Origin of the sequence: Cellulomonas sp. IC4_254 (assembly GCF_011603975.1) — a bacterium.
Lineage (GTDB): Bacteria > Actinomycetota > Actinomycetes > Actinomycetales > Cellulomonadaceae > Cellulomonas.
Genome location: NZ_JAANNB010000128.1, coordinates 1 through 11361 on the forward strand (window position 1 = coordinate 1; position 11361 = coordinate 11361).

8 protein-coding genes and 1 tRNA gene are annotated in these 11361 nt (G+C 75.4%); 7 read left to right on the top strand and 2 right to left on the bottom strand.

What is annotated here, in order from left to right; translation table 11 throughout:
• Positions 1-922: phosphatase PAP2 family protein (locus tag G6556_RS12790; protein WP_346774875.1), on the top strand; the 922-nt coding region annotated here is incomplete at its 5' end.
• Between the two features lie 84 nt (positions 923-1006).
• On the top strand, positions 1007-3796 hold the full coding sequence (topA, locus tag G6556_RS12795) for a type I DNA topoisomerase (protein ID WP_166941915.1): 2790 nt from the start codon (positions 1007-1009) through the stop codon (positions 3794-3796).
• A gap of 3 nt (positions 3797-3799) precedes the next feature.
• Here the strand turns inward: topA and G6556_RS12800 are convergent, their stop codons facing one another.
• Positions 3800-5149, bottom strand: coding sequence for an alpha-amylase family protein (locus tag G6556_RS12800; RefSeq protein ID WP_166941917.1), 1350 nt, complete (start codon positions 5147-5149; stop codon positions 3800-3802).
• Positions 5150-5268: 119 nt separating this feature from the next.
• On the bottom strand, positions 5269-6426 hold the full coding sequence (locus tag G6556_RS12805; protein WP_346774876.1) for a glycerol dehydrogenase: 1158 nt from the start codon (positions 6424-6426) through the stop codon (positions 5269-5271).
• Positions 6427-6601: 175 nt separating this feature from the next.
• On the opposite strand from G6556_RS12805, the gene G6556_RS12810 reads away from it, so the two are divergent.
• The 5 genes from G6556_RS12810 to G6556_RS12830 all read left to right on the top strand — a co-directional run bounded on the left by G6556_RS12810 (position 6602) and on the right by G6556_RS12830 (position 11279).
• Positions 6602-7606: a Gfo/Idh/MocA family oxidoreductase gene (locus tag G6556_RS12810; protein WP_166941921.1), complete on the top strand. Its 1005-nt coding sequence runs from the start codon at positions 6602-6604 to the stop codon at positions 7604-7606.
• Between the two features lie 79 nt (positions 7607-7685).
• Positions 7686-8369, top strand: coding sequence for a dTMP kinase (tmk, locus tag G6556_RS12815; protein WP_166941923.1), 684 nt, complete (start codon positions 7686-7688; stop codon positions 8367-8369).
• A complete protein-coding gene (locus tag G6556_RS12820) occupies positions 8366-9502 on the top strand; it encodes a DNA polymerase III subunit delta' (RefSeq protein ID WP_166941925.1) in 1137 nt (378 codons plus the stop codon). Before tmk ends, G6556_RS12820 begins: the two co-directional genes overlap by 4 nt.
• Positions 9503-9570: 68 nt before the next feature.
• The gene (locus G6556_RS12825; RefSeq protein ID WP_346774877.1) at positions 9571-11091 is read left to right on the top strand and encodes an alpha/beta hydrolase; all 1521 of its coding nucleotides are present in this window, start codon (positions 9571-9573) and stop codon (positions 11089-11091) included.
• 115 nt (positions 11092-11206) lie between these two features.
• Positions 11207-11279: transfer RNA gene (locus G6556_RS12830), tRNA-Thr, on the top strand.
• Positions 11280-11361: the final 82 nt, after the last annotated feature.

The following is an 11361-nucleotide window of genomic DNA, read 5'->3' on the forward strand; positions in this document are numbered from 1 at the left end:
CGGCACGGCCCGCCGGGTCGCGGTGGCGCTGCTGGTCGCGCTCGTGGCCGTCCTGGGCGTCGCCGTGACGTGGCGGGTGTTCGTCGGCACGGAGCACGGGCAGGCGGTGGACCAGGCGTCCCTCGACGGGGCGCACATCGGCCAGAACCGGCTGTGGGAGGTCGCCGAGCCGGTGCTGGACGTCGTGTCGGTCGGCTTCATCGCCGCGGCGGTCGTCGGGTGCGCGGTGATTGCGTTCGCCCGCCGCCGGTGGGGGCTGGCGCTGGTGGCCGCCGTCGTGCTCGGCGGCGCGAACATCACCACCCGGGTGCTGAAGCAGTGGGTGCTCGACCGGCCGGACTTCGGGTACGGCCCCGAGTTCAACACGCTGCCGAGCGGGCACACGACGGCGGCGGCCTCGGTCGCCGCGGCGGTGCTGCTCGTCGTGCCGCCCCGGGCCCGGCCGTGGGCCGCGGTCCTCGGCGGTGCGTACGCGGGGGCCACCGGCGTCAGCACCCTGGTGGGCCAGTGGCACCGCCCGTCGGACGTCGTGGCGGGCCTGCTTGTCGTCCTGGCGTGGGGCGCGCTGGCGTGCGCGGTGCTGGCGCTCGGCGTCGACACCGCCACCGACCGCCGTCCGCCGACCGCCGCGCTGCGCACCGTCCCGCGCGCCGGCCGGGCCGCCCGCCCGGACGGTCCCGGCACCGCCGTGGCCGCCTGGCTGCTCGCCGCCGTGACGGCGCTCGCGGGCGGGGCCGCGCTGGTCGCGCTCCGGCGCACCTGGCTGTCCGACGACCCGGTCGGCTCCACGGCGGCGCTCCTGACGTCGTACGGTGGCGGGGCGCTGGGCATCGTGGCGGTGGCCGCGGCCGCGTCCGGCGCGCTGCTGGTGCTGCGCCGGTCCGCCACCTCAGGGTCGGACCGGGTGGGACCGACGTCGTAGAGTTCCCCCGCACCGGCGGTGGCATGCTGTCGCCGCCCGCACGCCCGGCACCACGGGTCGGCAGTCCGAAGGAAGCAGGAGCGCATGTCCGCAGGTCGCAAGCTGGTCATCGTGGAGTCGCCGGCCAAGGCGCGCACGATCGCCGGGTACCTCGGCGACGGCTTCGACGTCGAGGCGAGCGTCGGTCACATCCGTGACCTGCCGCAGCCCAGCGAGCTGCCCGCGGAGATGAAGAAGGGCCCGTTCGGGAAGTTCGCCGTCGACGTCGACAACGGCTTCGCGCCCTACTACGTCGTCGACTCCGACAAGAAGAAGAAGGTCACGGAGCTCAAGCGGCTGCTCAAGGACGCCGACGAGCTCTACCTCGCCACCGACGAGGACCGCGAGGGCGAGGCCATCGCGTGGCACCTGCTCCAGGAGCTCAAGCCCAAGGTGCCGGTCAAGCGGATGGTGTTCCACGAGATCACCCGCGAGGCCATCGCCCGCGCGCTGGAGAACACCCGCGAGCTCGACGACCGCCTGGTCGACGCGCAGGAGACCCGGCGCATCCTCGACCGGCTGTACGGCTACGAGGTCAGCCCGGTGCTGTGGCGCAAGGTCCGCCAGGGCCTGTCCGCGGGCCGCGTGCAGTCCGTCGCCACCCGTCTCGTGGTCGAGCGCGAGCGCGAGCGGATGGCGTTCCGCGCCGCCGACTACTGGGACCTGACCGCGACGTTCGCGGTGGCCGACGCGGGGGAGCCGTCGTTCGGCGCCCGCCTGGTGCAGCTCGGCGAGCGGCGCGTGGCCTCGGGTCGCGACTTCGGCGACGACGGGGTGCTCAAGGGCTCCGGCGCGAGCCGCCCGGTGCACCTGGACGAGACCGCGGCGCAGGCGTGGGTGTCCGCGCTGGACGGCGCCGGGTACGTGGTGCGGTCGCTGGAGACCAAGCCGTACACCCGCCGCCCGGCCGCGCCGTTCACGACGTCGACGCTGCAGCAGGAGGCGAGCCGCAAGCTGCGGATGTCGTCCCGGCAGACGATGCGCACCGCGCAGACGCTGTACGAGAACGGCTACATCACCTACATGCGCACCGACTCGCCGACGCTGAGCTCGCAGGCGGTCGACGCCGCGCGCCGGCAGGCGGGCGAGCTCTACGGCGCGGACCACGTGCCCGACTCCGCGCGCGTCTACGCGTCGAAGAGCAAGGGCGCGCAGGAGGCGCACGAGGCGATCCGCCCCGCCGGGGACGACTTCCGCACCCCGGCCCAGGTCGCCCGGGAGCTGTCCGGCGACCAGTTCCGGCTGTACGAGCTCATCTGGAAGCGCACCGTCGCCTCGCAGATGGCCGACGCCCGCGGCTCGACCGCCTCGGTGCGGATCGCCGCGACCGTCCCCGCGCCCGAGCTGCCCGCCGGAAGCACCGCGGCCGACGGCGCGACCGCCGGCGCCCCGACCGACGCGCTGTTCGCCGCGTCCGGCACGGTCATCACGTTCCGCGGCTTCCTCGCCGCGTACGAGGAGGGCCGGGACGTCGACCGGTACGCCTCCGACGCCGAGGGGAAGGCCGCCGAGGGCGCCAAGGAGACCCGGCTGCCGCAGATGGCCGAGGGCGACCCGGTCACGGAGTCCGACCTCACCGCCGACGGCCACCGCACGTCCCCGCCGCCGCGCTACACCGAGGCGAGCCTGGTCAAGGCGCTCGAGGAGCGCGGCATCGGCCGCCCGTCGACCTACGCCGCCACCATCTCGGTGATCCAGGACCGCGGCTACGTGACCAGCCGCGGCCAGGCACTGGTGCCGAGCTGGCTCGCGTTCGCCGTGACCCGGCTGCTGGAGGAGAACTTCGACCGGCTCGTCGACTACGACTTCACCGCCTCCATGGAGGAGGACCTCGACGCCATCGCCGCGGGCCAGAAGGACCGCGTGGACTGGCTCACCCGGTTCTACTTCGGCTCCGAGGCGGCCGAGGGCCCGGACGGCGACGGCCTGCGCGAGCTCGTCGCCAACCTCGGCGAGATCGACGCCCGCGAGGTGAACTCGATCGAGATCGGCGACGGCATCACGCTGCGCGTCGGCCGGTACGGGCCGTACATCGAGGAGTCCGGCGGCGAGCCCGGCCCGGACGGCAACCCGCGCCGCGCGTCGGTGCCGGACGACCTGGCGCCGGACGAACTGACCGCCGAGAAGGCCCGCGAGCTGCTCGAGACCCAGCCCGAGGGCGACCTCGTGCTGGGCACCGACCCGGCCACGGGCACGACGATCGTCGCGAAGAACGGCCGGTACGGCCCGTACGTGACGGAGCTGCTGCCCGAGCCGGAGCTGGACCCGGGCCTGTCGGCGGCGGCCAAGAAGCGCGCGCTGGCGGCGGCCCCGAAGCCGCGCACCGGCTCGCTGCTGAAGTCGCAGTCGCTGCAGACGATCACGCTGGACGAGGCGCTGCAGCTGCTCAGCCTGCCACGCGTCGTGGGCACGGACCCGGAGACGGGCGCCGAGATCACCGCGCAGAACGGCCGCTACGGCCCGTACCTCAAGAAGGGCACGGACTCCCGCACGCTGCCGTCGGAGGAGGCGATCTTCACCACGACGCTGGAGGAGGCGCTCGCCATCTACGCGCAGCCGAAGCGGGGCCGCGGCGCGACCGCGACGCCGCCGCTGCGCGAGCTCGGCGAGGACCCGACGTCCGGCAAGCCGATCGTGGTGAAGGACGGCCGGTTCGGCGCGTACGTGACGGACGGCGAGACCAACCGCACGCTGCCGCGGGACACGACGCCCGAGTCCATCACCCGCGAGCAGGCGGTCGAGCTGCTGGCGGAGAAGCGCGCGTCGGCGCCCAAGAAGAAGCCGGCCGCCAAGAAGGCCGCCGCGCCGCGCAAGAAGGCGGCCGCCAAGAAGTAGGGCTCAGACCTCGAGCACGACCCAGCCGGGCCCCGGGACGTCCACGGACGCGCCGGGGCCTGGCTGCGTCCCGGTCGCGACCGCCGGGTCGGCGTGCGCCGCGACGGTCGCACCCGCGGGCGCGGTCATGCGCCACGGGGCGTCGTCCAGGTTGAGCGCGACCAGCAGCGCCGCGCCGGAGCCGTCGGACGCCCGCGCCTCGTACGCCAGCCGCGTGCTCGTGACCTCGACGACCCGGGTCCGCGCGGTGTGCAGCCACGGGTGCCGGCGGCGCAGCCCGAGCAGCGCGGCGTGCCGGTCGTGCGTGGCCCGTCCGTCCGGCGCGACGTCGGGGCCGGCGAGGTCGTCGGGCGTCGGGGGGTACGGCGGCCGGACCTCGTCGTCGCCGCCCGCCCGGTCCTCCTTGACCCCGCGGTACGCCTGCTCGTCGCCGTAGTAGACCGCGGGGGTGCCGCCGACCGTCGCCAGCACCACGAGGGCCAGGCCCGCGAGCGTCGCGTCGCCGACCCGGCTGGTGATCCGGGTGACGTCGTGGTTGCCGACGAACGTGTACGGCACGAAGTGGTCGAGGAACCCGTCGTGCCGGCCGAGCGTCCACACCAGCTCGTGGAAGTTGCGCTCCGCGATCGAGGACCAGGTGGCCTTCCACAGCTCGTACTGGGTGACCGCGTCCAGCCCCGACTCCGCGACGAACGCCGGGTAGTCGCCGTGGATCACCTCGCCGAGCAGGTAGGCGTCCGGGTGCGCGGCCCGGACCCGCTCGGTCACGCGCGCCCAGAACGCCGTCGGCACCGCGTACGCCGCGTCGAGCCGCCAGCCGTCCGCGCCGGCGTCCAGCCAGTGCGTCATCACGTCCGCGACCAGGTCGACGACCCGGGGCTCGTCGTGGTTCAGGGTCACCAGGGAGCGGTGGCCCTCGAAGCAGTCCCAGTCCGGCCCGTCGTCCGTCCAGCGGATCCGGAACAGGTCCGCCTCGGGGGAGCCCGGGCCGCCGGCCAGCGCGGCGCGGAACAGCGGGTGCCGGTCGCCGACGTGGTTGAAGACGCCGTCCAGCAGCACCCGGACGCCGCGGTCCCGGGCCGCCGCGAGCAGGGCGTCCAGGTCCGTGCGGTCGCCCAGCCGGGGGTCGACCCGGTAGTGGTCGACGGTGTCGTACCCGTGCGTGCTCGACGCGAACACCGGGCCGAGCGCCAGGCCGTTCAGGCCGAGGTCGACCAGGTAGTCCAGCCACCGCTCGACGTGGCCGAGCCGGTGCGTCACCGGGGTCGCGTCGTCCGCCGCCGGCTCGGCGCCCGTGAACCCCAGCGGGTACACGTGCCACCACATCGCGTGCTGCACCCACGGTGCGGCCATACGGCGTCCTCCCTCGTCAGCGGCTCCCTGCGACCCTCGCAGGTCGGCGGTCGCCTGTCACCCGGGGGCACGTGCGGGGGGCGCGTCCGCGCGGCGGACGTGCCCCCCGGGCCACCAGGTCAGTGCGCGCGGTGCGGCACCGGCTCCGGCAGCCCCGCCTCCGCCCGGACCCGGCGCGAGAAGCCCTCGATCGACCGCAGCGCGTCCACCAGGTCCGGCACCCGGACGGTGAACGGCATCGCGTGGATCGTCTCGCCCTCGGCGGTCGCCGCCTCGGCCACCCGGGTCAGGTCCTCGACGTCGTCCGGCGCGAGGCCGACCTCGGTGAGCGTGTTCGGCAACCCGACCCGGGTGGTGAACTCCACGAAGTCCCGGATCTCATCGACCGGTGCGCCCTCCAGCACCAGCTGGGTCACCGAGCCGATGTTCACCTTCTGCCCGTGGGTCAGCCCGTGCGTCTGCGGCGCGGCCGTGAGGCCGTTGTGGATCGCGTGCGCGGCCGCGAGCCCGCCGGACTCGAAGCCCAGCCCGGACAGCAGGGTGTTGGCCTCGACCACCTTCTCCACCGAGGGCGTCACCAGGTGGTCGCGCACCGCGTCGATCGCCGGCAGCGCGTGCTCCCAGAGGATGTCCCAGGACAGCCGCGCCAGCGCGGTGCCGGTCGCGGTCGGCAGCCCGCCGGCCATCGTCGTCCCGTCGCCGCGCGCGACCGCCCGGGCCTCGATCCAGGTCGCCAGCGCGTCGCCGACGCCCGCCACGAGGAACTTCACCGGGGCGTTCGCGACCAGCCGGGTGTCCACCAGCACCAGGTCCGGGTTGTGCGGGAAGAACCGGTACTCCTCGAACCCGCCCTCGTCGTCGTAGATGACCGACAGCGCCGAGCACGGGGCGTCGGTCGAGGCGACGGTCGGCACCGACACCCAGCGGCTCCCGGCGAGGTGGCCGGCGGCCTTGACCGCGTCGATGGTGGAGCCGCCGCCGACGCCGACGACGACGTCCGCGCCGAGCTCCTTCGCGCGGTCGGCGATCGCCTCGACCGCCTGGGCCGTGGCGTAGACGCCGAAGCCGTCGCGCGTCAGCGGCAGCCCGGCGGCGTCGAAGGACCGGGCCACGGCGTCCCCGACGAACGACCACACCGTGTCGTCGGCGACGACGAGCGGTGTGTGGCCGATCGGGGTGACCAGCTCCCCGAGGCGCTCGATCGCACCCGGCCCCTGGGCGTACCGGGCCGGGCTGATGAGGGTGCGGACGGGCGGGTGCTCCTGGGTCGCGGACACGGCTCCTCCTCCTGGGGTCGCGTCGGCGCCGGGCCCGTCGGGCACGGTCCTCGCGGCCGCCGACGCCTCCACCGTACGGACGGTGCCGCCATCCGTCATCGCGGACCTTGGTCCCACGGCGCGGGGCCGGACCGCCCTCGTGCCGGGTCGCGGCCCGTGCCACTAGGGTCGCGGCATGGCACTCACCGAGGACCCGCGCACCGCACCGTCGATCCGCTGGGGCATCCTCGGCGCAGGGGGCATCGCCGCCGCCTTCGCCGACGCCGTCCGGAGCAGCACCCGCGCCCAGCTCGTCGCCGTCGGCTCGCGGGACCGCACCCGGTCCGAGCGGTTCGCGACCGCCCACGGCATCCCGACGACGCACGTCGGCTACCGGGACCTCGTCGAGGACCCGCAGGTCGACGCGGTCTACGTCGCCACCCCGCACTCCGAGCACCGGGAGCACGCGCTGCTCGCGATCGCCGCCGGCAAGCACGTGCTGGTCGAGAAGGCGTTCACCCGCAACGCCGGCGAGGCCGAGGAGGTGTTCGCCGCCGCCCGCGCCGCCGGGGTGTTCGTCATGGAGGCGATGTGGACGCGGTTCCTGCCGCACGTCGCGGCCGTGCACCAGGTCATCGACTCGGGCGAGATCGGCGAGATCGTCGCCGTGCACGCCGACCACGGCCAGTACTTCCCGTTCGACCCGAGCCACCGGCTGTACGACCCGGCGCTGGCGGGCGGCGCGCTGCTGGACCTCGGCGTGTACCCGGTGGCGTTCGCGCAGGACTTCCTCGGCGTGCCGACCCAGGTCCGCGCGGTCGGTGCGCTGACCGAGACCGGCGTCGACGGCCAGCTCGCGATCGTGCTCAGCTACGGCGACCGGACCCAGGCCGCGCTCACCACGACGCTGTGGGCGAAGACCCCCACGACGGCGGCGATCAGCGGCACCGAGGGCAGCATCACCATCGAGGGCTCGTTCTACGCGCCGACGTCGTTCCGGGTCACCCGCCGCGACGGGCGGACGTGGACGTTCGACCAGCCGGTCGCGCACGGCCTGCAGTACGAGGCCGCCGAGGTCGCCCGCCGGGTCGCCGAGGGCGCGACCGAGAGCCCCCGCATGACCTGGGCCGACACGCTCGGCGTGCTGCGCACCATGGACGAGGTCCGGGCCCAGGTCGGGGTCGTCTACCCCGGCGAGTGACCGACGGCACCCCGGTGCGCGGCCCGCGCGCGCCGGGGTCGTCGGCGGGGTGTGGGCGGGGGTGGATACCCTGGCGAGCGTGACGCTGCCCCACCCGCCGACGCCCGCGCCCTCGCCGGCGGCCCCCGGCGGCCTGTTCGTGTCCTTCGAGGGCGGCGACGGCGCCGGCAAGTCCACCCAGTCCCGGCTGCTCGGCGACTGGCTGACCGGGCTGGGCCGCACGGTGGTCCTCACCCGCGAGCCCGGCGGCACGGAGCTCGGCCGGGTGCTGCGCCGCGAGGTGCTGCACGGCGGGCACGTCGACCCGCGCACCGAGGCCCTGCTGTACGCCGCCGACCGCGCGCACCACGTCGCGTCCCTGGTCCGCCCCGCGCTCGCGGCCGGGTCCGTCGTGGTCACCGACCGCTACCTCGACTCCTCCGTGGCCTACCAGGGCTCCGGGCGGGACCTGGGCGCGCAGGAGGTCGAGGACCTGTCGCTGTGGGCCACCGGGGGCCTGCTGCCGGCCCTCACCGTGCTGCTCGACCTCGACCCCGCCGCCGGCCTCGGCCGGCTGTCCGCGCGCGCCGACCAGCCGGACCGGCTGGAGAGCGCGGGCGACGACTTCCACCGCCGCACCCGGGAGGCGTTCCTCGCCCGGGCCGCCGCCGACCCCGGGCGCTGGCTGGTGCTGGACGCCGCCCGGCCGGTCGACGAGATCGCGGCCGACGTGCGGGCGCGGGTGGGGGCACTGCTCGAGCACGCCGCGGGCGGCGCGCGATGAGGACCGTGTGGGACGACGTCGTCGGCCAGGAGCCGGCGGTCGCGACGCTCCGGGAGGCCGTGGCCGACCCGTCGAAGATGACGCACGCCTGGCTGCTCACCGGGCCGCCCGGGTCCGGCCGGTCCAACGCGGCGCGCGCGTTCGCCGCGGCGCTCCAGGACCCGTCCGGCGACCCGCGCAGCCCCGGGTGCGCCACCGTGCTCGCCGGCACGCACCCCGACGTCACGTTCGTGTCGACCGAGGGCGTCGTGATCCGCGTCGACACCGTCCGGCCGCTGGTCGAGCTGGCGCAGCGCGCGCCCTCCCAGGGCCGGTGGCGGGTCATCGTGGTGGAGGACGCCGACCGGCTCAACGAGACCTCGGGCAACGTGCTGCTCAAGGCCATCGAGGAGCCGCCGCCGCGCACCGTGTGGCTGCTGTGCGCCCCCAGCCCGCAGGACGTCCTCGTCACGCTGCGGTCGCGCAGCCGCTCGGTCGCGCTGCGGGTGCCGCCGGTCGAGGCGGTCGCGGACCTGCTGGTGCGCCGGGACGGCATCGAGCCGGGCGTGGCCCTGGTCGCGGCGCGCGCGGCGCAGTCGCACGTCGGCGTGGCCCGCCGGCTCGCCCGGGACCCCGAGGCCCGCGCGCGCCGGTCCGCCGTGCTGCGGATCGCGCCGCGGCTGCGCGGCGTCGGGGACGCCGTCCTCGCCGCGGCGGAGCTCGTCGAGACCGCCCAGGCGGACGCCAGGGCGGCGACCGAGGAGCGGGACGCCGCCGAGCGCCAGGCGCTGCTGCACTCGCTCGGCGCCGAGGGGCTCACGGTGATCCCGCCGGCGCTGCGCGGCCAGGTCAAGCAGCTGGAGGACGAGCAGAAGCGCCGCGCGACCCGCGCCCAGCGCGACGTGCTCGACCGCGCGATGGTCGACCTGCTGTCGTTCTACCGGGACGTGCTGGTGCTGCAGCTCGGCGCCGAGGTGCACCTGGTGAATGCCGAGCACGAGGAGGCGGCGCGGGCCGTCGCGGAGTCCTCGACGCCCGAGCAGACGGTCCGCCGGATGGACGCGGTGGGGGAGGCGCGCACCCGGCTCGAGGGCAACGTGGCGCCGCTGCTGGCGGTCGAGGCCATGCTCATCGCGCTGCGCCCGCAGGCTTGAGCCGCGGGGCCGGGAGCGGCCGTTACCGTTGTCCGGTGACTCCCGCCCCGAGAGCCCTCAGCCGACCCGTGCCCTCGACCCGCCGCCGCGGTCTCGTGCGCGCCGCCGCCCTGGCCGCCGTCGCCGCCCTCGCCCTGGCGGGCTGCACCGCCCCGCGCGAGCAGACCGAGGTGACGACCGCGCCGACCGCCGCCGACGTCCGGGGCCTCGACGCGATCTACGCCCAGGAGCTCGACTGGCAGGCGTGCGGCGACCTCGAGTGCGCCACGCTCGTCGTCCCGCTCGACTACGCCGAGCCCGACGGCGACACGATCGAGGTCGCCGTCAGCCGGCACCGGGCGACGGCCGACCGGCTGGGGTCGCTGCTCCTCAACCCCGGCGGGCCGGGGTCGTCCGGCATCGACGCCCTGTCCTCGATCGCCCTGCCGCGGTTCGGCACCGAGGTCGTCGAGCGCTACGACCTGGTCGGCTTCGACCCGCGCGGCGTCGCGGCGTCCACCCCCGTGACCTGCGTGGACGGCCCGGCGATGGACGAGATCGTGTCGACCGACTTCGACTTCACCACCGACGCGGGCATCCAGTCCGCCGAGGACGCCTACGGCGCGTTCGGCGCCGCGTGCCTGCAGAACACCGGACCGGTGCTGGAGCACGTGGACACGGTCTCCGCCGCCAAGGACATGGACGTGCTGCGCGCCGTGCTCGGCGACGACACGCTGAACTACGTCGGCTACTCGTACGGCACCCAGCTCGGCGCCACGTACGCGGCGCTGTTCCCGCAGCAGGTGGGTCGCCTGGTGCTCGACGGGGCGCTCGACCCCACGCTGTCCTCCCAGGAGCTCTCCGAGGGCCAGGCGCAGGGCTTCGAGAACGCGCTGCGCGCCTACGTCGCGGACTGCCAGGCCGGCGCCGACTGCCCGCTCACCGGCTCCGTGGACGACGGGCTCGCCCAGGTGCGCTCCGTGCTCGACCGGGCCCGGAAGTCGCCGCTGCCGACCGGCACCTCGCGGCCGCTGACCGGCACGCTCGCGTTCAGCGGCATCGCGCTGCCGCTCTACGACGAGGGCTCCTGGAGCTACCTCACAATGGGCCTGGACGCGGCGCTGTCCGGCGACGGCTCGGTCCTGCTCCAGCTCGCCGACCTGTACTACGACCGGAACGCCGACGGCACGTACGCCTCGAACTCCACGTCCGCGTTCTGGGCCATCGGCTGCGCCGACGACCGCGGCACCACCGACGTCGCCGAGATGCGTGCCCAGGCCGCCGCCATCGAGGAGGTCGCGCCGACCGTCGGGTACTTCTTCGGCTACGGCGGCGTGATCTGCGCGCAGTGGCCGGTGCGCGAGGCCGGCGGCCTGGACGACTACTCCGCGACCGGTGCCGCGCCGATCGTCGTCGTCGGCACCACCAACGACCCGGCGACCCCGTACGCCTGGGCCGAGAGCCTCGCCGACACCCTCGACTCCGGGCACCTGCTCACCTACGAGGGGGAGGGCCACACCGCGTACGGCCGGTCGAACGCCTGCATCGCGGACGCCGTCGACGCCTACCTGGTCGACGGGACCGTGCCCGCGGACGGCACCCGCTGCTGAGCCCCGGCGGGCCCGTCCGGCCGGGCGCAGCGGCGGGGTGACGAGGCTCGCTTTGGTCGAGGCGCCGTCCGCCAGGTACAGTGTCCGTGCTCGTCCGCCGGATCGGTGGGCGCGCGCCGCCTTAGCTCAGTCGGCAGAGCGTCTCACTCGTAATGAGAAGGTCAAGAGTTCGATTCTCTTAGGCGGCTCAGCTGGAGGCCCGGGATTCCTCGTGGAGCCCGGGCCTCCTGCAGCAGTCCGGACGGCACCCCACCCGGTGCCGTCGCCCCC

Excerpts from the sequence above, each read along its gene's own strand:
- topA (WP_166941915.1), top strand. The coding sequence starts at position 1,007 with ATGTCCGCAGGTCGCAAGCTGGTCATCGTGGAGTCGCCGGCCAAGGCG.
- G6556_RS12800 (WP_166941917.1), bottom strand. The coding sequence starts at position 5,149 with ATGGCCGCACCGTGGGTGCAGCACGCGATGTGGTGGCACGTGTACCCG.
- G6556_RS12810 (WP_166941921.1), top strand. The coding sequence starts at position 6,602 with ATGGCACTCACCGAGGACCCGCGCACCGCACCGTCGATCCGCTGGGGC.
- G6556_RS12820 (WP_166941925.1), top strand. The coding sequence starts at position 8,366 with ATGAGGACCGTGTGGGACGACGTCGTCGGCCAGGAGCCGGCGGTCGCG.